The following is a 20,942-nucleotide window of genomic DNA, read 5'->3' on the forward strand; positions in this document are numbered from 1 at the left end:
CGTGTCTGGAGTGCCGTGCGTGTGCGCCCGGGCGCCCTGGGTGCGAACCACTGCACCCGCAAACCCCAAGAGCCGGGTTGGGTGGTTAGTTCCTGCTGCTCCGATCATCGAGCTCCACCATCACCAGTTGCATCCGGCAAGGGGTGACGGCGGTCAGGGCGTGGCGGTCGTTCGGGGCCAGGTAGATGACGTCGCCGGCGCGCATGCGCTCGGTGCGCCCGGCCACGGTGAAGTCCATCTCGCCCTCCAGCAGCGTGACCACCACCGCCTTGGTGGAGGCGTGCTCGGTGAGCAGCTGGCCGGCGTCGAAGGTGAAGATGACGGTGCGCAGGACGGCGTTGTTGACCACCACGCGGGAGGTCGTCGCCTCCTCGCTGACCGGCAGGGCCTCATTCAGGCCGAGGCGGAACAGGGACTCGGAGACGGGCGTGGTGGGCATGGCGGTTTTCCTTCCTCGGCTTACACGTGCATGTTGGGACTCGACGCGCTCGCGGACGGGAGCATTTATCCCCGGTAGAGCCGTTTCAAATCCTGTAGCCGAGGCTACTCGCATCGCGGGGCGGCGAGCCGGTGGCCTCGGGCACACTGCGGCTGGTCGGGTTCCGTCCGTGGCGGGGCGAAGTGGCGATCCGCGCCGTCGTTGTGTGGGCCGTAAGCGAAAAGCCTCCGATCCTGGGCATGCGCTGGGCGAGTGGCGGGTTAGCGTTGGCATCACCGAACACGGAAGGACTGACGTGAGCGAGCTCCACACGCCCCCGGCGGCCATCACTCCGGCCGCCGCCGACGGATCCGGTACGGGCCTGGGCCTGACCGACTCCATCTACAACCGCCTGCTCAAGGAACGCATCATCTGGCTCGGCTCTGAGGTGCGCGACGACAACGCCAACGCCATCTGCGCGCAGATGCTGCTGCTGGCCGCCGAGGACCCCGAGCGGGACATCTACCTCTACATCAATTCCCCGGGTGGCTCCGTCACCGCCGGCATGGCCATCTACGACACCATGCAGTACGTCCAGCCAGATGTCGTCACGGTCGCCACCGGCCTGGCCGCCTCTATGGGGCAGTTCCTGCTCTCCTCCGGTGCGCGGGGCAAGCGCTACATCACGCCGCACACCCGGGTGCTCATGCACCAGCCCTCCGGCGGTGCGGGCGGGTCGGCCACCGATATTCGCATCAACGCCGACCTGATCATCAAGATGAAGCAGGAGCTGTCCGAGATCACTGCCGCGAACACCGGACACACGGTTGAGGAGATCATCCGCGACTCCGACCGCGACCACTGGTTCTCCGCGCAGGAGGCCCTGGACTACGGCTTTGTTGACCACATCGTGAGCTCCAGCCGCGAGATCGGCACCCAGAACGGAGAGAACTGACATGACGAGCTCTCGCCATTACTTCGACGCCGTTGCCAGGCAGGTCGAGGCTGCGGGCATTAACCCGCAGTCGCTGCCGCAGGCCCGCTACGTGCTGCCCCAGTTCGAGGAGCGCACCGCCTATGGCTTCAAGCGGCAGGACCCATACGCCAAGCTGTTCGAGGACCGGATCGTCTTCATGGGCGTGCAGGTCGACGATGCCTCCGCCGACGACATCATGGCCCAGCTGCTGGTCCTGGAGTCGCAGGACCCCGACGGCCTGATCACCATGTACATCAACAGCCCCGGCGGCTCCTTCACGGCGCTGACGGCCATCTACGACACCATGCAGTACATCAAGCCGCAGCTGCAGACCGTCTGCCTGGGGCAGGCCGCCTCCGCGGCCGCCGTGCTGCTGGCCGCGGGCTCGCCCGGCAAGCGCCTGGCGCTGCCCAACGCGCGCGTGCTCATCCACCAGCCCGCCATGGAGGGCGTGCAGGGCCAGGCCAGTGACATCGAGATCATTGCCAACGAGATCGATCGCATGCGCACGTGGCTGGAGGAGACCCTGGCGTCTCACACCGGTCAGCCGGTGGAGAAGGTACACGCCGATCTCGAGCGTGACACGATCCTGACGGCTGCGGCCGCCAAGGAGTACGGCATCGTCGACCAGGTGCTGACCTCCCGCAAGGCGCCCGCATCTCCGCACTCGGCGTAGGCGCGCGCCGGTCTTACCGGATCGGGTGAAATTCCGCAGGGCGGGGCGGTGCCGGTTCTCCGGCGCCGCCCCGCTTGCTTAATCGCCGAGACCGGCACTTGTAACGCACCGAGACCGGCACTTGTAACGCACCGAGACCGGCACTTGTAACGCACCGAGACCGGCTCAAGCGGGTCAGCGGCCATCGTGCCTGCCAAGGGTGCTAGGGCTTGATATAGGTCGCCCCGGCGCGGACGTGTTCCGCTATGGCTGGTATCGCTGCCGGTACGACACGGAACCAGGGTGGCAGGCTCTCAACCGGAAGAGAGTGGTTGGCAACCGAACGTGAGCAAACCTCGAAGGTGCCGCCGGCGGCAGCGGCTCGTTCCATTGCGGAAGTCCAGTCGTTGGCGCCCTGAATCGCGTAAATCGCCGTTCCATTGACCATTACCGTGATGGCCTCAGCGAAGCCGAGTTCGGTCATATTGGCGCGGTTGCTTAGTGCGGCTGGCCAACGGTCGGCTTGAGAGACATGAAGAACAAAACGAGTCGTTACCACAATGATGATAGCCCGCCATCCGGCTTCCGCCTCGGGCCGTGGCGCGCTCGACGTCGAACTTCCACGGGCCACTAGGCTAGTCACCGTGAATTCTTCCGTTCAGGGCGGCCCGCTGCTCGTAAGCGCCTGTTTGGCCGGCTTCAAGTGCCGGTACGACGGCGGTGCGAAGCCCGATCGCGACATCGCTGGCCTGGCTGCCGAGGGACTCGCCCTGCCGCTGTGCGCCGAGCTGATGGGCGGTCTGCCCATCCCGCGGTCGCCTGCCGAGATCGTCGGCGGTGACGGTGAGGATGTTCTCGACGGGCACGCCCGGGTGATCACCCGCGACGGCGAGGACGTCACCGATGCATTCATTCAGGGTGCCAATGCGGCCGCCGCGGTAGCGGCACATATGGGATGTCCAGCTGCGGTGTTGCAGGAGCGCAGCCCCGCATGCGGCGTGCGCACCATCTACGACGGCACTCATAGCGGCGAGCTCAAGCAGGGCTGCGGAGTGCTGGCCGCCGCACTACGTCGTCGCGGGATCGCCGTCGTCCCCACGGGAACCGTGCGAGAGCGCGGCCGGTAGCCGTCGCTGGATTCCGGCCCACGAGCGTCGACGCCTTCGCCGATTGTCCCTGCGCCGGTAACCCAGCGTCCGCCTGACCGTGCGCCGAAACGAGGGCCGGCACGAGATGGCCTTCCTCGCCTGTGCGCTGCGCAGTCGACGGTGAGCGGTGCATGCTCGCGGGCACGGCGGTCACCTTCCTGCGCGGGGAGGTCATGGGACTGTAGATGGGTTCCGCGTTTGGGCGCGGGCAGATCAGGGCTTAGGGTGCGACTGACAGCGCTTGTCCGAGGGTAAAGGCCGCGACATCGTCGGGGCGCTGGCCGATGGCGCGCGCCCAGGCAGTCGTCGTTATCCGAGACTGGCGCAGATGTTTCACCAGGGCGTCATGGATCCGTGAGCGCTCATAGGGGAGTGAGCTGCCGGGCTCACCGGTTTCAAAACCGCGGCGGGTGAGTTCGGCCATGAGTTGGCGGTGTCCCCAATCAGAAGCTCTTCCGACATCGTGGACTGAGTGTGCCGCGGCGACGGCGGAAGTGCCGAAATGACGGGCGAGCGCAACAACTGCGTCCAGCGGTGGGGCGGAGGGCATCATAGCGCGTACGGAATCGGGCGGGAGCAAGAGCGTTGCTGCGAAGACGTTGGCCTCCCGTTCCAACTCCCGGTCTGTGGCGGCGTCGGTCTTTGTGCTGGAGTGCATCAGGAGATGTCCGAGCTCGTGGGCGAGATCAAAGCGGGACCGCTCCGGCGTCTTCCGGCGGGCGAGGAACACGTATGGGCGTGCATCTTGACCCCAGAAACTGAAGGCGTCGACGTCCTGCTCGGCCGCCGGGATCCCCAGCACCCGAATGCCATGGGACTCAACAAGCTGTACGAGGTTCGGCAGTGGGAAGTCGCCTAAGGCCCATTGTCGGCGCACCGCCTCAGCCGCCGCTTGAGGGGACAGGCTCGGATCGAGTTCCGGCAGCGCAAGCACAGGCAGGCCAAGTCGCCGGCTCATCTCGTTGAACATTTCCATTCCCAGAGCCCCGAGGGCGGTGGCCCGGTGTAGGAGAGCTGCGCTCGTACGGCGGCGCGTTCTGAAGAATATCAGATCATCGGTCACCGCAGCGGCCGGATTAGTTTGGAAGAATGCCACGGGTTGTGCGGTGGCAGTTGAGAGCGCGTCGGCCCTGGTGTCGGGCGCGCCGCTGTCTTCCCAGTTTGCGAGAGTACGAGTACTCACGCCGACGGCGGTGGCCAGGTCTAGCCGGGACAATCCGCCGCGTTCGCGGGCGATTGTGACACGTGTGGGGTGGATGGACATGTCGTGATTGAGTCGATGCCACTGGGGTGGGCGTTACAGCGCCACCACGTCGAAGTCGACGTCGTCGGTGGGCCCTCGCTGTGGGATGGCCTCGAGACCAGCGGGCTCCAGTGGTGCTTCCGGCAGAATGATGCGGGTATGCCATTGCGTGATGATGCCGTCGTCGCATGCGATGGGAAGCGAGAGTTCGCAGCGAAGCACGTTCTCAGTGCGATCCCAGAAATACAACAGTATCCAGGTGTGTAGTGGAATACCCCGGGCCACGGCGGCATCAGCGGTTGTTACGCCTTCGGATAAGTCGAGGGCGGGCTGGTGGGCAAGCTGAATGTGCGAGAGGGCGGCATTGTCGTCAACTTCGTCGCGGAAGACAGTGCCCTTGCTTCTCGCGTTGGCGGGCCGTTTGTCCGGGTTTCCGGTGTTGGCGTTCCCTCCCATAGCGGCAATGGCGGTCAGATCCTTGTTAGGGCTAACCGAGCGGGGCGCATTGGCGCGGTCGTGGGCCCGCCAGCCGAGGCTGTCCAGATACTTACGTACAGCGCTGACGGTCTTCGCCCAGTGCTCAAAGCCGAAGGCAATAACCGGATCGAATGGCGTGTGTTGGTTGATGGCGGCCTGAAGACCCTCGTGACACGCCTCGGCCAGGAGGCCTGCATCGAGCCCCATGGCCGTTAGCTGTTGTGCGGCCGCCTGGCCCGTGAGGACCGCGCCGGGCGACGGTTGCAACGGGAATGACTCGGTCATGTCCGCCCCTCAGCCTCTCCGATGAGTGTTCAAAACCGGAAGTAACTATACCCCCGAGACGATGCGCGGCAACCCTGTCCGGCGATCACGAACACGGCTCCTACTGGCGCAATGTGGGAGTGAGGGAGCGGTGGGGCCTGATTAGCGGCCGGTCGCGGCGAGCGATTTCGACCGGTCTCGGTGTGTTACTAGTGCCGGTCTCGGCGAGGGGCGGGGCAGGGGTGGTGGGGTCAGCGGGTTACGCGCAGGACGCGGTAGCCCTTCGAGGAGGCCTCGCGCTCGACCTTCCAGCCCTGGTCGCCCAGCCACTTGGCCAGCGAGTCCGCACCGAGGTTCTTCTGCACCACGAGCCAGGCCTCGCCGTCGTCCGCGAGCAGCCTCAGCCAGTCCGCCAGCATCGCGTGCAGCGCGGGCTTGCCGATCCGCATCGGCGGGTTGGACCAGATCATGTCCAACCGGGTGCCGGAGCTGCGCAGCTCCTCCAGCAGCGCGTCGGCGAGCACGGCCCGCACACGGCTGTGCCCGGCGTCGGCGGCGTTCCGGCCGGTGAGCTCCACGGCGCGCTCGTTGACATCCGTGGCCAGCACGGTGGCCTGCGGGGCGGCGTCCGCCAGGGCCAGGGTCAGTGGTCCCCAGCCACAGCCCAGGTCCAGGAAGGTGCCCGTCTGCGGCGGCTGCGGCGCCTGCCGCAGCAGTACTCGCGTGCCCAGGTCCAGCCGGTCGGCGGAGAACACGCCGGACGCGGTGGTCACGTCGTGCTCGGTGCCACGGATGACGAAGTGGTGCCGCCGCTCCTCGGCGGGGGAGTCGGGGGAGGCGGTGAAGTAGTGCTGCTCGCTCACCCGCCCGACACTACCGGGCCGGGCGCGAGTAGTCCCGGGCAGTTGCAGGCGCCGCTCAGGCCGCCCTGCGAGCGAGCAGCGGGGTGACAGCAAGCGCCACGGTGAGCGCCGCCGTGGTCGGCACCAGCAGGTCCGCCTGCACGCCCGCTGCCGACGGCGCTACGAAAGTGGTCGCCAGGGTTCCCAGGGTGGCTGCGCCGGCGGCATTCGCCACAGTCACGGAGGTGGCGATGCGTGCCTCGGAGATGCCGTCCGGCGCTCCGCCCAAGTCCTCTGGGGCGGTCACGCAGCGGATCATCGTGTCCTGATTCGTCAGCCCCATCCCGGTCCCGGCAGTGGCGAAGCCCACGTGCAGGCACCACCAGGGCGCAATGTCGGCGAAGGCGAGGGTCATGAGCGTCCCGCCGATAGCGAAGCACGCTGCCCCCATGCCGATCCGCATCCGGAAGCGGCGCGGGGCGCGGGCAGGGTGCGCCGCCGTCCAGATGGCGATTGACGACCAGGCCAGCCCCGCGCAGGTCAGGGCCCAGCCGACTGCATTCGGCCCCAGTCCGAGCACGTCGTGGGCGGCGGGTGAGACCAGGTAGTCCAGCGTGAAATAGGCGGCGCACAGCCAGGCGAGCATGGCCAGCGCCGCGGGCCGTCCCGGCGCCAGGCGCATGGTCCCGGCGGGGAACACCCGGGCGCAGGCCCACGTCACCGCCGCCAGTCCGGCCGCCCCGACGGGCACGAACCACGCCGACGCCGCCGGCACCGCACCGATCCCTGCCACCCCGACTGCCATTGCCAGCGCCGGCACCAGCGGGGGACGGGCCTCGTCGTCGTCCACATGCAGGCCCCGGATCGCACGTGCCATCACCAGCCTGGCCGCTACCAGGAGCGGCACGTAGGCGACCAGCGCCCACCGCCATCCCCAGGCCTCGGAGACCGCAGCCGCATATCCCGGGCCGAGGACGGAGGACACGATCCAGGTGGCCGAGCCGGCCGCCAGGAACAGCCGCCGCCACGCCTCCGGCAGCCCCGCCACCAGCACGCCCATGCTCACCGTCGCGAGTGCCCCGGCGGCCAGACCTCGCAGCACCTCGCCGGCCACGTACACCCCCACGCCCGGGGCCAGCGCCCCGGTGACGGCCCCCGCCACCAGTACGGCGGTGAGCGTCGTCATCAGCCGGTCGGCCCGCCAGCGGGCCAGCATGGTGCCGCCCAGCGGCATGGTCAGGAAGGTCGGCACCATGGCGGCGGCCGTCACCAGCCCGTAGTGGGCGCGGGCGCCCAGGTCCGTGGCCACCAGCGGCAGCACCGTCTGGTTGATGTAGGTCTGCATGCCGGCCAGCAGCTCCACTACCAGCATCGCTGTGGCCAGGCGCCCCACCGGCGTGGTCGCCAGGGCGCGCAGCGACGGCGGCGGGGGCGGCGGCGCCCCCGGGGCCGCGGCGGAGCCTGTGAAGGAGGCGGAATCAGCCGCGGCGGGGCTGTCGGCCGAGGCGACGGCGTCGGCCTGCGGCATGTCGGACTCGCGGGAGCTCACCGCCTGAGCGTATCGGCGCGGCTGCGGCCGGTGCGACCGCCTACGGCGAACGGGGCCCGCGGGCGCTCGGCAAGGCGGAGGGTGGGCAGTAGGATCTGAACCCGCATGGATAACACTCAGCATCACAGCCACTCCGCCGACCACGCCCTCCCCGCCGTCACTGACAGCGCCGACGGCACTGTCGCCGCCGACAACGACGCTGGTCTTCTTGGTGACACCGACCCCGCCGCGGCGCTCGCCTCCCGGGTCCGCTCCCGCGCCGGCACCGCCCTGGCCTCCACCGCCGGGCACCGGCAGTACCACGAGTCCGACGCCGGCGCCCTGGAACGCGAGGCCCGCGCCGGCACCCGCCGCGTGGCGGGACTGTCCACCGATCAGGAGGACATCAGCGAGGTCGAGTACCGGCAGGTTCGTCTCGAGCGCGTCATCCTCGTCGGCCTCGAACTGCCCCAGTCCGGTGCGGTTGTCGCGTACGCCAATGCGAGCGCCCACCCCAACGCCGGCACCCACGCCGCCCTCGGCGCTCCGGTGGTCAGCGGCGCCGCGTACACCACTGCCGCCCAGGATGCCGAGACCTCCCTGCGCGAACTCGCCGCTCTGGCTGAGACCGCCGGAAGTGAAGTGGTTGATGCGCTCATCCAGCGCCGCGACCACCCCGATCCGGCCACCTACCTCGGGTCTGGTAAGGCCAAGGAGCTGGCTCAGATGGTCGCCGACTCCGGCGCGGACACGGTCGTCGTCGACGGCGAGCTTGCGCCTTCCCAGCGGCGTGCGCTGGAGGACGTGGTGGACGCCAAGGTCGTGGACCGCACCGCCCTGATCCTGGACATCTTCGCCCAGCACGCTAAGTCCCGTGAGGGCAAGGCCCAGGTGGAGCTGGCGCAGCTGGAGTACCTGCTGCCGCGCCTGCGCGGCTGGGGCGAGTCCATGTCCCGGCAGGCCGGCGGACGGGTCGCCGGCGGTCAGGGCATCGGCTCGCGCGGGCCCGGCGAGACCAAGATCGAACTGGACCGCCGCCGCATCCGCCAGCGCATGGCCAAGCTTCGCCGCGAGATCCGCGCCATGGCGCCCTCCCGCGAGGTCAAGCGCGGCTCGCGGCGCCGCGGCCCCATCCCCTCGGTCGCGATCGCCGGCTACACCAACGCCGGCAAGTCCTCCCTAATGAACCGCCTGACCGGCGCCGACATCATGGTGCAGAACGCCCTGTTCGCCACCCTGGACCCCACCGTCCGCAAGGCCGAGGCCGCCGACGGGCGCATCTACACCCTCACCGACACGGTCGGCTTCGTGCGCAGCCTGCCGCACGAGCTGATCGAGGCCTTCCGCTCCACCCTGGAGGAGGTCGCCGAGGCGGACGTGCTGCTGCACGTGGTCGACGCCGCCCACCCCGACCCGCTCGGGCAGATCGCCGCCGTCCACGCCGTCCTGGCCGACATCCCCGGCGCCCTGGACGTGCCCGAACTGATCGCGCTGAACAAGGCGGACCTGGCCGACCCGGTCACCCTGGCCGCCCTGCGCACCCGCCTGCCCGGCGCCGTCGTCGTCTCCGCCCGCACGGGCCAGGGGCTGGCGGAGCTGCGCGACCGCATCGAGGCCATGCTGCCGCGCCCGGACGTGGCCGTGGACGTCGTGATCCCGTACTCGCGCGGGGAGCTGGTCTCCCGGGTGCACGCCGACGGCGACATCACCGCCGTCGAGTACGTCGAGGCCGGCACGCATGTGGTCGCCCGCGTGGACGCCGCCCTGGCGGCCGAGCTGGCCGCCGTCGATGTTGCCGGACCCGCCGCCGGGTGAGCCCGTGCGCGAAATGAGTGCGCCTGCCCCGGTGGGCCGGGCGAATAAGGACGCCGACGCCGCAACTGCCCGCACCCCCGCGGCCGCCCCGGGCGAGTCGGGCGCGACGGCGGAGCAGGCACGTACCCGGGCCGCGCTGGACGCCGCCGTGACCGCACTCGGCGGCAGCCCGCGCGAGGGCCAGACCGAGATGACGGCGCGCGTATCCCACGCCATGGAGACCGGCGGGCACCTGCTCGTCCAGGCCGGCACCGGCACCGGCAAGTCGCTGGCCTACCTGGTGCCCGCCATGGTGCACGCCGTTGACGCCGGAGAGCGCACGGTCGTGTCCACCGCCACCCTCGCCCTGCAGCGCCAGGTGCTCACCAAGGACGCCCCACTGGCCGCCGACGCCGTCGAGCGCACCACCGGCGTACGGCCCTCCGTCGCCCTGCTCAAGGGCTGGCAGAACTACCTGTGCCGCCACCGCCTGGCCGGCGGCTACCCCGACGACGACGCCGACACCCTCTTCTCCGCTGCCGCGGCCACGCCCCGTGCCCGCATCGGCGAGGGCGCCGAGCAGACACTCGGCGAGCAGGTGGTGCGGCTGCGGCAGTGGGCCGAGCAGACCGACACCGGGGACCGCGACGACCTGGTGCCCGGCGTGTCCGACCGCGCCTGGGCGCAGGCCTCCGTGGCCGCCGCCGAGTGCCTGGGGACGAGTTGCCCCCTGCACGACGAGTGCTTCCCCGTGCTCGCCCGCGCCGCCGCCGCGGAGGCCGACGTGGTGGTCACCAATCACGCCATGCTTGGCATCGCCGTGGCCGGCAACCCCGGCGTGCTGCCCGAGCACGAGGTGCTGGTGGTAGACGAGGCCCACGAGCTCGCCGACCGGGTGCGCTCCCAGGGCACTGCCAGCCTGTCCGCCGCAGCCGTCGCGCGCGTGGCCGCGACCGCCCGCCGCCACGCCGGCGTGCTGGTCAACGAATTGGAGGAGGCGGGGCAGACCCTGCAGCTGGCGCTGGCGGAACTGCCCGACGGGCGCCTGGCCGAAGGGCTGCCGCCGGCGCTCGCGGACGCCCTCACCCTGTTGGAGGCCGCCTGCCGGCAGGTGCTCACCGACGTGCGCGACGCCGCCCGCGCGGCGAGCCAGGGCGGCGGGCAGGCGGGTGCCGAGGCCGGGGGAGTGGCCCTGGCTCGTACGGCGGTCGCCGACATGACCGACGTGGTTGAGCGCATGACCTCCGATTCGGTGGCCCAACGCCGCGACGTCGCCTGGGTGGAGCGCCCGCGCCTGGGCGCCGATCCGCCGCGGCTGACCCTGGCGCCCATCGACGTGGCCGGATCGGTGGCCGACACACTGCTCGCCGACCGCGCCGCCGTGCTCACCTCCGCCACCCTGGCCCTGGGCGGCAGCTTCAACCCCATGGCTGCGGCCCTCGGGCTCACGCTCGCCGACGCCGACTGGGAGGGGCTCGACGTCGGCACCCCCTTCGACTACGCGCGCCAGGGCATCCTGTACACCCCCACCCACCTGCCGCGCCCCGGTGCGGGCATCTCCGAGGAGGCCCTGGAGGAGGTGGTGGTGCTGGCCGAGGCCAGTCGCGGCGGCATGCTCGGCCTGTTCTCCTCCCGGCGGGCCGCTGACGACGCCGCGGCGCTGCTGCGCGAGCGCACCGAGCTGAACGTGTACGCGCAGGGAGAGGACCGGCTGCCCACCCTGGTGGAGGCCTTCGCCGCCGATGAGGACGCCTGCCTGGTGGGAACCCTGTCCCTGTGGCAGGGCGTGGACGTGCCCGGCCGCACCTGCCGGCTGGTGGTGATCGACCGTATTCCCTTCCCCCGACCAGACGACCCGGTCGCCCAGGCGCGCAGCGAGGCCGTCACCGCAGCTGGCGGCAACGGCTTCATGACCGTCTCGGCCACGCACGCCGCCTTGCTGCTGGCGCAGGGGGCGGGGCGGTTGGTACGCCGGGCGGACGACCGCGGCGTCGTCGCCGTATTGGACCCCCGGCTGCGTACGGCGCGCTATGGGGCATTCCTGGCCCGCTCCATGCCGCCGCTGTGGCCTACCCGGGACCGCGACGTCGTCCTGGGTGCGCTGGGGCGGCTGGCCGCCGGCAGGTGAAGCCCGGAGATTTTCCCCGTACTCGTGCGGCGCCGGTCCCGACCGCGTACTCTGTCTCCTGGGTGGGCCAGCTCACCAAACTGGCAACCGTTCAGATTCGGAGGAACACAGTGTCAGACCCCACGATTACCAACAGCGCTCAAGGTTCGTACCCGACGGCTCGCTCAGGCCGTCCTTCTAAGGTCGCCATCATCGGTGCGGGCGCGGTTGGCTCCACGCTCGCCTACGCGTGCGTCACCAAGGGCGTCGCCCGCGAGGTTGTCCTGCAGGACATCGTTAAGGAGAAGGTCGAGGCCGAGGCCCTCGACATCGCCCAGGGCATCCAGTTCACCTCCGCAGGCGCCGTATCCGGCTCTGATGACCCGGAGATCTGCCGCGACGCGGACGTGATCGCTGTCACTGCCGGAGCCAAGCAGAAGCCCGGCCAGTCCCGCCTGGAGCTTGCCGGTGCCACTGTTGGCATCATGGAGAAGATCCTGCCCAAGCTGGTAGAGGTCGCTCCCAACGCCATCTTCCTGATGGTGGCCAACCCGGTTGATGTGGTCACGTATTGCGCCAAGAAGATCACCGGGCTGCCTGAGAACCAGATCTTCGGCTCCGGGACCGTCCTGGACACGGCTCGCATGCGGTACCTCGTCTCCCTGGAGACCGGCACCGCAACCCAGAACATCCACGGATACATTGCCGGTGAGCATGGCGACTCCGAGGTCGCCCTGTGGTCCTCCACCGAGATCGGCGGCGTGCCGATCACCCAGTGGGGCAAGACTCTCGACGGCGGAGTTTTTGACCAGGCCAAGCGCGACCGCATCGCCCATGACGTGGTCCGCTCCGCCTACCGCATCATCGAGGGCAAGGGCGCCACCAACTACGCCGTCGGCCTGGCCGTCTCCCGCATCATTGGGGCGATTCTCAACGATGAGCAGCGGGTGCTGACCATTTCACCGCTGCTGGACAACTGGCACGGCATCTCCGACGTGTGCATGGCGGTTCCCACGATCGTCGGCCGTGAGGGTGCTGGACGCCGTCTGGAGCTGCCCCTGACCCTCGACGAGCGCGACCGGCTGACCGCCTCCGCCGAGCGGCTGCGCGAGGTGGCGCGCGGGCTGGGCTACTGAGTAGGCGCGCGGCGCTCTAGTGAGGGCCGCGTCTACAGGCATCACAGTGCCGATTGCGCCGTAGCAGAATCCTGCCACTGGAAGGTGGGTGTAGGAGGGGCCGGCCCCGATGGGGTCGGCCCCTCCTACGTTGCTGTGCGGGCCGCGGCCGACGGCGGACGCAATCGAGCCGTGCAGGGTGCGGCGGTGTGCGGCCTAGAGCGCTCGCAGCACGGTGACAACCTTGCCCATGATGGTGGCCTCGTCCCCTGGGATAGGGGCGTAGTCGGGATTGCGTGGCAGTAGCCACTGGTGCCCGTCCCGGCGTGAAAGCACCTTGACGGTGGCGGAGGCGCCATCGACGTCCTCAACCATCGCCGCCACCACATCACCGTTGTCAGCATCGGGCTGGGCGCGTACAACCACCCAGTCACCGTCGCAGATCGCTGCGTCGATCATGGAGTCACCGTGGACCTCCAGCATGAATAGCTCGCCGTCACCGGTAAGCCGACGTGGAAGCGCCACTACGTCCTCAACCTCTTGCTCGGCCAGGATTGGTGAGCCGGCTGCGATGCGGCCCACCAGGGGAACGGCCACGGCCTCGCCATCGGCAACGCCCGGAAGTACCGGGAGTGACGGCTCCGGTGCGGCGTCGGAGCCCGCGGGTGCGGGGGCGGGCTGAGCCGTGGGCTCTACGACCTCCAGGGCGCGCGGCCGATTCGGATCGCGCCGCACCAGGCCGAGGCGTTCGAGCTTGTCCAGCTGGTGCTTGACTGAAGAGGGGCTGGTCAAGCCCACCTGGGCGCCGATTTCACGCATGGAGGGCGGGTAGCCCTGGGTGGCCACCGCCTCGCACACGGACTCGTAGACCGCGCGGGCGCGCGGGTCCAGGGTGTGCAGTGCCTCCGGCTCGACGGGCGCGGAAAGGTCGGCGGAGCCGGAGGCCTTGTCCGAGCGGCGACGGCTCTCCGGCCCGGTGGTTGCGCTCATCTCCTGTCCTCGTTTCCCGGGCTGCCGGTGACCGCGGGGGCGGGTGCCGGATAAGGGGCCCGAATTCGTGTCGGTGGCCTGTGGTGGCCTGGTCCCGTAAGCCTACGGCCGATCATCCGAGCACTCAAACATGTGTTCGAAAGTGCTCTGGACGTGTCGGCCGCTTACCGGTAATCTATCGAACAGGCGTTCGTCGAACATGTGTTCTAGGAGGGTGTCATGAGTGCTCTTGCCGTTCCCCTGCCCCCGCGGCCGCGGCTGGTTTCCATTGAGGGCGGCCGGGCGTCCGCGCAGTCAGTGGTCTCGGGTGCTTCCGGCCTTGAGGCGACCGCCGGAGCGGGGAGTCCCGCACGATCGGCGGGCTCGCGCCGTCCTCGGCTGCGCGTGGTTGACGGTGGTGCTCCTGCCGCGGAGGTCCTCGTGCCCGCGGGACCAGCTCGGCGCCCAGTCGCTCCACGGCACCAGCGTGAACTCACGCCCAGGGCGGGCCAGGAGCGTCCCGTGGAGGCGCGCCACTCGGCGTCCCCCTCCGGTAGCGGGAGAGAAGCGTCGCTGGAAGCGCTCGCACCCATGCACCCGTCCGTCAGGGCCCAACTGCGGCAGGGGGTGGCCGCGCCGGCTACGCGTGAGGCGCGGGTGGCGGCCGCGCGCAGTGAGGCCGACGCAACTGTGCCGGCCGTCGTGCGGCGCTTCCTGGCTGGAGGTGCCGTAGTGCTTGCGGCGGTGCTGGTGGCGGCCGGCGGCATAGTGCTGTCCGGATTCCAGTCGGTACCGGTTAATACCACCACGGCCACCGTCCAGTCCGGCCAGTCCCTGTGGGACGTAGCCGTGGATACCGGCGCCGGAGACGTCAATGAGGTCATGGCGCAGATTGTGGAGCTGAACGGCCTGACCAGCTCCACGCTGCAGCCGGGGCAGACCCTGATCGTCCCGGCGGGATGAACCGCCTCGTGCAACGCCGGTAAGCGCTTGCAGACCAAGCGCTGTGCGCATAACCTCCTAACGTATTAGTGATGCGGACAACCGGAGGTGGTCGGCGTGCGCTGTCCTTACTGCCAGCACAGCGGCTCGCGCGTGGTCGACTCGCGTACTTCCGACGATGGTGCCTCGATTCGCCGTCGGCGGCAGTGCACCAGATGCGGGCGCCGTTTCACCACCATTGAGGCCGCCAGCCTGTCGGTGCGCAAGCGATCCGGTGTTACCGAGCCCTTTTCGCGCGAGAAGGTGATCCGGGGCGTGAGGCGTGCCTGCCAGGGGCGCCCCGTCACCGATGATCAACTTGCGCATCTGGCCAACAAGGTGGAGGAGACGATTCGCGGCACGGGCCACGCGATCGTGGACTCGCACGAAGTGGGGCTGGCGATCCTCGACCCACTGCGTGAGCTGGATGAGGTCGCCTACCTGCGCTTCGCCTCGGTGTACTCCGACTTCAACTCGCTGGAGGACTTTGAGACGGCCATCGCGGAGCTGCGTGCACTGCGCGTTGTAGCCGCCGGCGCCTCCAGCTCGCCCGCGTAGTCGAGCGCGGCGGCCGCCCGCTGCTGCTTCGCGGTAAGGCGCGCCGTCACCGGGCGTCGATGGTCTGCACCAGGCTGTCAACCAGCCCGGGCCAGGTCCACTTCTCGACCATGAGCGCGCGCCCGGCCTCGCCCATGCGTGCGCGCAGCGCAGGGTCGGTCAGCTGACGCACGAGGGCTGCTACCAGCGCGTCCTCGTCGCGGCCGTCCACGACATTCCCGGTCACGTCCTCCACCACCGTCTCGGGCGCCCCGCCGCTCATGCCTGCGATGACCGGCAGCCCCGCGGCGGAGGCCTCAAGAAAGACGATACCGAGGCCCTCGACGTCGAGTCCCTGCCCGCGCGTACGGCAGGGCATCGCGAAGACGTCACCCATGGCGACGTGGCCGGGCAGCTCGTCGTAGGGCACCTTCCCGGTGAGGGTGATTGACCCCCGCACCGGGGAGGAACGGCGCAGTAGAGCCAGCTTCTTCGCGTAAGGACCCCAGCCGACGATCACTAGCCGGGCCTCCGGCACTTGTTCGACCACGCGCGGCCAGGCACTGATAAGTGAGTCCTGCCCCTTGCGGGCCACTAGCCGTGACACGCATACGGCGGTGGGAGCGTCGCCCAGCCGGTACCGGGTGCGCAGGGCGGCGCGCGCCTCGGCGTCGGGGTGGAAACGGTCGACGTCGATGCCGCTGGGCAGGCGCAGGACCTCCTGGCCGGGCGGCATGTGGGGGCGTAGCTCGCCGAGTGTGTAGTCGGAGATGTAGGTGACGACGTCGGCCTCGCGGAAGATTCGGCGCAATGCCTGGCGGGCTCCGAGCACCATGCCCCAACCGACCTCGTGCCCGTGGGTGGTGGCGATGACGCGGGTGGCGCCGGCCTCCTTGGCGGCGCGTCCCAGGAGACCGAGCGGGGCGGCGGCTCCGAACCAGACGGTCTCGATCTCGCGTTCGCGGATGAGTTGCTGCATGCGCCGACGCACGTCCGGGGTCGGCAGAAGGACATGCGTGGGCATGCGCACGACGTCGAAGGCGGCCGCGCGGTCGAAGGTCGCGGCGGCGTCGGGGCCCTCGGGGGGTGTTGACGCAAGGACGGTCAGATCCGCGGCGGGCAGACGCCGGGTGTAGTCGTCCAGGTAGGACTGGATGCCGCCGACGACGGGCGGGAAGTCATTGGTGACGAGCAGGGTCCTACGCATGGGGCGAGTGTACGTGGATGAGTCGACGCCAGCGGAAGGCGCGGCACGCCATTTCGCTCGGTCTCGGCGTGTTACTGGTGCCGGTCTCGACAACCAGAGCGACCCACCTCGGCGAGGCTGGCGGGGAGGCGGATGGCCGGAGGTCAGCCCTCGTCGTTGCTGCGCAGAACCTCGGACAGGCGGCGCGCCGCGGCCGCCACCACGGGGCCGTGCACGCGCCCGGGCTGGCGCCCCATCCGCTCAATCGGCCCGGAAATCGACACCGCAGCGATGACCTTGCCGCTGGCGCCTCGCACTGGTGCCGACACGCTGGCCACACCCGGCTCGCGCTCGCCCACGGACTGGGCCCAGCCGCGGCGGCGAACCGCAGAAAGCATCGTCGCGTTGAAGCGGGCGCCCGCCAGGCCGCGGTGCAGCCGGTCGGGCTCCTCCCACGCCAGCAGCACCTGGGCGCCGGAGCCTCCCTGCATGGACATGGTGGCTCCTACCGGGATGGAGTCGCGCAGGCCGATGGGGCGCTCGGCGTTGGCCACGCACACGCGCACGTCCCCCTGACGCCGGTACAGCTGTGCGGACTCGTGGGTCTTGTCCCGCAGGGCCGCCAGCACGGGGCCGGCGGCTGCCAGCAGGTGGTCCTCCCCGGCGGCGGAGGCGAGCTCATTCAGGCGCGGTCCCAGAATGAAGCGCCCCTGCGCGTCGCGGGCCAGCAGCCGGTGGAACTCCAGTGCCACGGCGATGCGGTGCGCCGTTGGGCGTGCCAGGTGAGTGGCGGTGACGAGCTGCGCCAGCGTGGCCGGGCCAGCCTCCAGTGCGCTCATGACCAGAGCGGCCTTGTCGATGACGCCGACCCCACTCCCATTTTCAATGTCACCCAACGTGTCCATAATCTGATACTGCCATTCCGACTGCTGAGACTTCAAGTAGCGTGCAGTCAGAAAACGGCCCGGTCTTTGCCGGTTCCGCACACTTCGGGCGGGCATGCGGGCGGAACGTCCTAGGAAAGGAAGTGCAGCGATGGGAATGACCCTGGCACAGAAGGTGTGGCGCGACCACGTCGTCGCCCCCGGCACCGACGGAGCCCCGGACCTGCTCTACATCGACCTGCACCTCGTCCACGAGGTCACCAGCCCGCAGGCGTTCGAGGGCCTGCGCCTGGCCGGCCGCAAGGTCCGCCGTCCCGACCTGACCATGGCCACCGAGGACCACAACACCCCCACCCTGGACATCGACCTGCCCATCGCCGACGTCACCTCCCGCACCCAGATTGAGACCCTGCGCGCCAACTGCGCTGAATTCGGGGTGCGGCTGCACTCCCTGGGCGACGCGGACCAGGGCATCGTCCACGCCGTCGGCCCGCAGCTGGGGCTCACCCAGCCCGGCATGACCGTGGTGTGTGGTGACTCCCACACCTCCACCCACGGCGCCTTCGGGGCGCTCGCCTTCGGCATCGGCACCAGCCAGGTCGAGCACGTGCTGGCCACCCAGACCCTGCCCGTGGCCCCCTTCAAGACCATGAGCGTGCTGATCGACGGTGACCTGCCCGCCGGCAGCGGCGCCAAGGACATCATCCTGGCCATCATCGCCAAGATCGGCACTAATGGCGCCCAGGGGCACGTCATCGAGTACCGCGGCCGCGCCATCGAGCAACTGTCGATGGAGGCCCGCATGACCATCTGCAACATGAGCATCGAGGCCGGTGCCCGCGCCGGCATGATCGCCCCCGACGACACCACCTTCGCCTACCTCAAGGGCCGCCCGCACGCCCCCGAGGGGGAGGACTGGGACGCCGCCGTCGCCTACTGGCGCTCCCTGCGCACCGATGACGACGCCGTCTTCGACACCGAGGTCGTCCTGAAGGGCAGCGACATCGAGCCCTTCGTCACGTGGGGCACCAACCCCGGTCAGGGCCTGCCCATCTCCGGGGCGGTGCCGGACCCCGAGGAGATCGCGGACGAGACGCTGCGTCGTGCTGCCGAGCGCGCCCTGGAGTACATGGACCTGGCGCCCGGCACCCCGCTGCGCGACATCAAGGTGGACACGGTCTTCCTCGGTTCATGCACCAATGGGCGTATCGAGGACCTGCGCGCCGCCGCCGAAGTCATCAAGGGCCGCACCAAGGCGCCCGGCCTGCGCATGCTCGTGGTGCCGGCCTCCGCCCGTATCCGGCTGCAGGCCGAGGCCGAGGGGCTGGATGAGGTGTTCAAGGAGTTCGGAGCCGAGTGGCGCAATGCCGGCTGCTCCATGTGCCTGGGAATGAACCCCGATCAGCTGGCCCCCGGTGAGCGTGCCGCCTCCACCTCTAACCGCAACTTCGAGGGCCGCCAGGGCAAGGGCGGGCGCACCCACCTGGTCTCGCCCGTAGTCGCCGCCGCCACCGCGGTGCGCGGAACCCTGTCCACTCCTGCGGACCTGCCGGCGCTCGCCGCCTGAGCCGCACTGCCGAGAGCCCGAGAAAGAGGAGCACGCATGGAGAAGTTCATCCGCCACACCGGCATCGGCGCCCCCCTGCGCCGCAGCGCGGTGGACACCGACCAGATCATCCCGGCCGTCTACCTCAAGCGCATTACCCGCACCGGCTTCGAGGACGCCCTGTTCGCCTCCTGGCGGGCGAGCGAAGCCGATTTCATCCTCAACCAGGAGGCCTACAAGCGGGCCAGCGTGCTGGTGGCCGGCCCCGACTTCGGCACCGGATCCTCCCGCGAGCACGCCGTGTGGGCGCTGAAGGACTATGGCTTCAAGGTGGTGCTCGCACCCCGCTTCGCCGACATCTTCCGCGGCAACGCGGGCAAGCAGGGACTGGTAGCCGGGGTCATCAGCCAGGAGGACACCGAGCAGCTGTGGAAGATCCTGGAGACCGAGCCCGGCACCGAGATCACCGTGGACCTGGAGCAGCGCACCGTCGAGGCGGGCTCCTTCCGCACCGTGTTCCAGATCGACGACTATGTGCGCTGGACCCTTATGGAGGGGCTGGATGACATCTCGCTCACCCTCACCCACGAGGAGGCCATCCGCGCGTACGAGGATGCCCGGCCCGCCTATAAGCCGCGGACTCTGCCGGCCCGCCACGAGCCGGCTGTAGCAGTCGCCCCTGCCCGGTCAGCGGAGATGCCCGTGCCTATCGGCTACCCCTTCCTGCGCCCGGGAGCGTGAGTTCCGGCGCCGTGCGTCGGCACATATTCCGGCCACGCCGTTGAGTTGAAGGACACGGCGGAGTTCGCTGTGAGCGGGCTGCGGACACTTCCATCCGCAGCCCGCCCGCATATGCTGGACTCACCCGCCCTTGGTGCGGGGGCGCCGCTTTCACCCACGGCGCCCGATCTTGACGCGAACACTCGGAGGTTACGCATGGTTGACGGTCTGCTCCAGGTTGAGGGCGGGCGCCCGCTCAACGGTGAAATCACCGTCCGTGGCGCCAAGAACTTAGTCCCCAAGGCGATGGTTGCAGCCCTGCTGGGCACCACACCGTCGGTGCTGCACAACGTGCCTCTGATCCGCGACGTCGACGTCGTCTCCGGGCTGCTATCGCTGCACGGGGTCAGTGTCGACTACGACCAGGCCGAGGGCATCCTGCGCCTGGACCCCTCCAGCGTCGAGAGCGCCCATATGGCCGACATTGACGCCCACGCCGGCTCCTCGCGCATCCCGATCCTGTTCTGCGGCCCGCTGCTGCACCGGCTTGGCGAGGCCTTCATCCCCGACCTGGGCGGCTGCCGTATTGGCGACCGGCCCATCGACTTCCACCTGGATATTCTGCGCAGCTTCGGCGCGATCGTCGACAAGCAGCCCCAGGGCATTCGCCTGACCGCCCCCGATGGACTGCGCGGAACCGTCATCGACCTGCCCTACCCGTCAGTCGGTGCCACCGAGCAGACGCTGCTCACGGCCGTGCGCGCCGAGGGCCTGACGGAGCTGCGTGGCGCCGCCGTCGAGCCGGAGATCATGGACCTGGTGGACGTGCTGCAGAAGATGGGCGCCATCATCTCCGTGGACACCGACCGCACCATCCACGTAGAGGGCGTGGACGAGCTCGTCGGCTACAACCACCGCGCCCTGCCCGACCGCATCGAGACTGCATCCTGGGCGGCGGCCGCACTGGCCACCCGCGGTGACGTGTTCGTCCACGGCGCTCACCAGAGCGACATGACCACCTTCCTGAACATCTTCCGCAAGGTCGGCGGCGCCTTCGACGTGCGCGACGACGGAATCCGCTTCTACCACCCCGGCGGCGACCTGAAGAGCATTGTGGTGGAGACCAACGTCCACCCCGGCTTCATGACCGACTGGCAGCAGCCGCTCGTCGTCGCCCTGACCCAGGCGGAGGGCCTGTCCATCGTCCATGAGACCGTGTACGAGAACCGCTTCGGCTTCACCGGCGCCCTGCGCAAGATGGGCGCCACCATCCAGGTGTACCGCGAGTGCCTGGGTGGCACAGCCTGCCGCTTCGGGCAGCGCAACTTCTACCACTCCGCCGTCATCTCCGGGCCCACTCCGCTGCGCGGGGCGGACATCGTCGTGCCCGACCTGCGCGGCGGCTTCTCCCACCTGATCGCTGCGCTCGCGGCGGAGGGCACCAGCCACGTGGAGGGCGTGAACCTCATCGACCGCGGTTACGAGCACTTCATGAGCAAGCTCGCCGCCCTTGACGCCAACGTCACCCGGCTGGCCTGAGCGGGCAGACCGG

General features: G+C 69.7%; 20 protein-coding genes. 11 read left to right on the plus strand and 9 right to left on the minus strand.

From position 1 onward, the window contains the following. Positions 1 to 85 precede the first annotated feature (85 nt). The gene (locus GZ997_RS07735) at positions 86 to 439 is read right to left on the minus strand and encodes a cupin domain-containing protein (protein ID WP_162679490.1); all 354 of its coding nucleotides are present in this window, start codon (positions 437 to 439) and stop codon (positions 86 to 88) included. A 295-nt stretch (positions 440 to 734) separates the two neighbouring features. Here GZ997_RS07735 and GZ997_RS07740 point away from each other — a divergent pair, with 295 nt between their 5' ends. Next, positions 735 to 1,373: an ATP-dependent Clp protease proteolytic subunit gene (locus GZ997_RS07740; RefSeq protein WP_161923756.1), complete on the plus strand. Its 639-nt coding sequence runs from the start codon at positions 735 to 737 to the stop codon at positions 1,371 to 1,373. Position 1,374: 1 nt separating this feature from the next. Next, the gene (locus GZ997_RS07745) at positions 1,375 to 2,070 is read left to right on the plus strand and encodes an ATP-dependent Clp protease proteolytic subunit (RefSeq protein ID WP_162679491.1); all 696 of its coding nucleotides are present in this window, start codon (positions 1,375 to 1,377) and stop codon (positions 2,068 to 2,070) included. 202 nt (positions 2,071 to 2,272) lie between these two features. Here the strand turns inward: GZ997_RS07745 and GZ997_RS07750 are convergent, their stop codons facing one another. Next, positions 2,273 to 2,533: a CoA biosynthesis protein CoaBC gene (locus GZ997_RS07750; RefSeq protein WP_238994352.1), complete on the minus strand. Its 261-nt coding sequence runs from the start codon at positions 2,531 to 2,533 to the stop codon at positions 2,273 to 2,275. Between the two features lie 160 nt (positions 2,534 to 2,693). On the opposite strand from GZ997_RS07750, the gene GZ997_RS07755 reads away from it, so the two are divergent. Then, the gene (locus tag GZ997_RS07755; RefSeq protein ID WP_237564298.1) at positions 2,694 to 3,176 is read left to right on the plus strand and encodes a DUF523 domain-containing protein; all 483 of its coding nucleotides are present in this window, start codon (positions 2,694 to 2,696) and stop codon (positions 3,174 to 3,176) included. 241 nt (positions 3,177 to 3,417) lie between these two features. Here GZ997_RS07755 and GZ997_RS07760 read toward each other — a convergent pair whose 3' ends face one another. From GZ997_RS07760 to GZ997_RS07775, 4 genes are all read right to left on the minus strand, one after another. Further along, on the minus strand, positions 3,418 to 4,461 hold the full coding sequence (locus tag GZ997_RS07760; protein ID WP_162679493.1) for an ImmA/IrrE family metallo-endopeptidase: 1,044 nt from the start codon (positions 4,459 to 4,461) through the stop codon (positions 3,418 to 3,420). 33 nt (positions 4,462 to 4,494) lie between these two features. Next, positions 4,495 to 5,202, minus strand: coding sequence for a hypothetical protein (locus GZ997_RS07765; RefSeq protein WP_162679494.1), 708 nt, complete (start codon positions 5,200 to 5,202; stop codon positions 4,495 to 4,497). Positions 5,203 to 5,432: 230 nt separating this feature from the next. Continuing rightward, positions 5,433 to 6,044, minus strand: a complete 612-nt coding sequence (locus GZ997_RS07770) for a methyltransferase (RefSeq protein WP_162679495.1) — start codon at positions 6,042 to 6,044, stop codon at positions 5,433 to 5,435. 55 nt (positions 6,045 to 6,099) lie between these two features. After that, positions 6,100 to 7,572: an MFS transporter gene (locus GZ997_RS07775; protein WP_343212301.1), complete on the minus strand. Its 1,473-nt coding sequence runs from the start codon at positions 7,570 to 7,572 to the stop codon at positions 6,100 to 6,102. A 105-nt stretch (positions 7,573 to 7,677) separates the two neighbouring features. On the opposite strand from GZ997_RS07775, the gene hflX reads away from it, so the two are divergent. From hflX to GZ997_RS07790, 3 genes are all read left to right on the plus strand, one after another. Further along, on the plus strand, positions 7,678 to 9,366 hold the full coding sequence (gene hflX / locus GZ997_RS07780) for a GTPase HflX (protein ID WP_162679496.1): 1,689 nt from the start codon (positions 7,678 to 7,680) through the stop codon (positions 9,364 to 9,366). A 190-nt stretch (positions 9,367 to 9,556) separates the two neighbouring features. Then, positions 9,557 to 11,473, plus strand: a complete 1,917-nt coding sequence (locus GZ997_RS07785) for an ATP-dependent DNA helicase (protein ID WP_238994360.1) — start codon at positions 9,557 to 9,559, stop codon at positions 11,471 to 11,473. Positions 11,474 to 11,583: 110 nt separating this feature from the next. Next, positions 11,584 to 12,588: an L-lactate dehydrogenase gene (locus GZ997_RS07790; RefSeq protein ID WP_161923763.1), complete on the plus strand. Its 1,005-nt coding sequence runs from the start codon at positions 11,584 to 11,586 to the stop codon at positions 12,586 to 12,588. 195 nt (positions 12,589 to 12,783) lie between these two features. Here the strand turns inward: GZ997_RS07790 and lexA are convergent, their stop codons facing one another. Next, positions 12,784 to 13,557, minus strand: coding sequence for a transcriptional repressor LexA (gene lexA / locus GZ997_RS07795; RefSeq protein WP_161923764.1), 774 nt, complete (start codon positions 13,555 to 13,557; stop codon positions 12,784 to 12,786). A gap of 219 nt (positions 13,558 to 13,776) precedes the next feature. On the opposite strand from lexA, the gene GZ997_RS07800 reads away from it, so the two are divergent. Both GZ997_RS07800 and nrdR read left to right on the plus strand, forming a co-directional pair. Continuing rightward, the gene (locus GZ997_RS07800) at positions 13,777 to 14,499 is read left to right on the plus strand and encodes a LysM peptidoglycan-binding domain-containing protein (RefSeq protein WP_162679498.1); all 723 of its coding nucleotides are present in this window, start codon (positions 13,777 to 13,779) and stop codon (positions 14,497 to 14,499) included. Positions 14,500 to 14,595: 96 nt separating this feature from the next. After that, a complete protein-coding gene (gene nrdR / locus GZ997_RS07805) occupies positions 14,596 to 15,075 on the plus strand; it encodes a transcriptional regulator NrdR (RefSeq protein WP_161923766.1) in 480 nt (159 codons plus the stop codon). 46 nt (positions 15,076 to 15,121) lie between these two features. Here nrdR and GZ997_RS07810 read toward each other — a convergent pair whose 3' ends face one another. Both GZ997_RS07810 and GZ997_RS07815 read right to left on the minus strand, forming a co-directional pair. Further along, the gene (locus GZ997_RS07810) at positions 15,122 to 16,261 is read right to left on the minus strand and encodes a glycosyltransferase family 4 protein (protein ID WP_161923767.1); all 1,140 of its coding nucleotides are present in this window, start codon (positions 16,259 to 16,261) and stop codon (positions 15,122 to 15,124) included. A 143-nt stretch (positions 16,262 to 16,404) separates the two neighbouring features. Continuing rightward, the gene (locus GZ997_RS07815) at positions 16,405 to 17,145 is read right to left on the minus strand and encodes an IclR family transcriptional regulator (RefSeq protein ID WP_203234105.1); all 741 of its coding nucleotides are present in this window, start codon (positions 17,143 to 17,145) and stop codon (positions 16,405 to 16,407) included. Between the two features lie 130 nt (positions 17,146 to 17,275). Between GZ997_RS07815 and leuC the strand changes: the two genes are divergently transcribed. The 3 genes from leuC to murA all read left to right on the plus strand — a co-directional run bounded on the left by leuC (position 17,276) and on the right by murA (position 20,929). Next, a complete protein-coding gene (gene leuC / locus GZ997_RS07820; protein WP_161923768.1) occupies positions 17,276 to 18,691 on the plus strand; it encodes a 3-isopropylmalate dehydratase large subunit in 1,416 nt (471 codons plus the stop codon). 36 nt (positions 18,692 to 18,727) lie between these two features. After that, positions 18,728 to 19,411: a 3-isopropylmalate dehydratase small subunit gene (gene leuD, locus GZ997_RS07825; RefSeq protein WP_161923769.1), complete on the plus strand. Its 684-nt coding sequence runs from the start codon at positions 18,728 to 18,730 to the stop codon at positions 19,409 to 19,411. Positions 19,412 to 19,606: 195 nt separating this feature from the next. Further along, positions 19,607 to 20,929 carry a UDP-N-acetylglucosamine 1-carboxyvinyltransferase gene (gene murA / locus GZ997_RS07830; protein ID WP_161923770.1) on the plus strand — a complete coding sequence of 441 codons (1,323 nt, stop codon included), beginning with the start codon at positions 19,607 to 19,609 and terminating at the stop codon, positions 20,927 to 20,929. Positions 20,930 to 20,942: the final 13 nt, after the last annotated feature.

It is taken from the genome of Actinomyces sp. 565, assembly GCF_010365615.1.
Classification (GTDB): domain Bacteria; phylum Actinomycetota; class Actinomycetes; order Actinomycetales; family Actinomycetaceae; genus Actinomyces.

What these genes read in the sequence shown, in the direction of transcription:
- GZ997_RS07735 (WP_162679490.1), bottom strand. Translation starts at nt 439, where the DNA reads ATGCCCACCACGCCCGTCTCCGAGTCCCTGTTCCGCCTCGGCCTGAAT.
- GZ997_RS07745 (WP_162679491.1), top strand. Translation starts at nt 1,375, where the DNA reads ATGACGAGCTCTCGCCATTACTTCGACGCCGTTGCCAGGCAGGTCGAG.
- GZ997_RS07750 (WP_238994352.1), bottom strand. Translation starts at nt 2,533, where the DNA reads ATGACCGAACTCGGCTTCGCTGAGGCCATCACGGTAATGGTCAATGGA.
- GZ997_RS07760 (WP_162679493.1), bottom strand. Translation starts at nt 4,461, where the DNA reads ATGTCCATCCACCCCACACGTGTCACAATCGCCCGCGAACGCGGCGGA.
- GZ997_RS07765 (WP_162679494.1), bottom strand. Translation starts at nt 5,202, where the DNA reads ATGACCGAGTCATTCCCGTTGCAACCGTCGCCCGGCGCGGTCCTCACG.
- hflX (WP_162679496.1), top strand. Translation starts at nt 7,678, where the DNA reads ATGGATAACACTCAGCATCACAGCCACTCCGCCGACCACGCCCTCCCC.
- GZ997_RS07785 (WP_238994360.1), top strand. Translation starts at nt 9,557, where the DNA reads ATGACGGCGCGCGTATCCCACGCCATGGAGACCGGCGGGCACCTGCTC.
- lexA (WP_161923764.1), bottom strand. Translation starts at nt 13,557, where the DNA reads ATGAGCGCAACCACCGGGCCGGAGAGCCGTCGCCGCTCGGACAAGGCC.
- GZ997_RS07800 (WP_162679498.1), top strand. Translation starts at nt 13,777, where the DNA reads ATGAGTGCTCTTGCCGTTCCCCTGCCCCCGCGGCCGCGGCTGGTTTCC.
- GZ997_RS07810 (WP_161923767.1), bottom strand. Translation starts at nt 16,261, where the DNA reads ATGCGTAGGACCCTGCTCGTCACCAATGACTTCCCGCCCGTCGTCGGC.
- GZ997_RS07815 (WP_203234105.1), bottom strand. Translation starts at nt 17,145, where the DNA reads ATGGACACGTTGGGTGACATTGAAAATGGGAGTGGGGTCGGCGTCATC.
- leuC (WP_161923768.1), top strand. Translation starts at nt 17,276, where the DNA reads ATGGGAATGACCCTGGCACAGAAGGTGTGGCGCGACCACGTCGTCGCC.
- leuD (WP_161923769.1), top strand. Translation starts at nt 18,728, where the DNA reads ATGGAGAAGTTCATCCGCCACACCGGCATCGGCGCCCCCCTGCGCCGC.
- murA (WP_161923770.1), top strand. Translation starts at nt 19,607, where the DNA reads ATGGTTGACGGTCTGCTCCAGGTTGAGGGCGGGCGCCCGCTCAACGGT.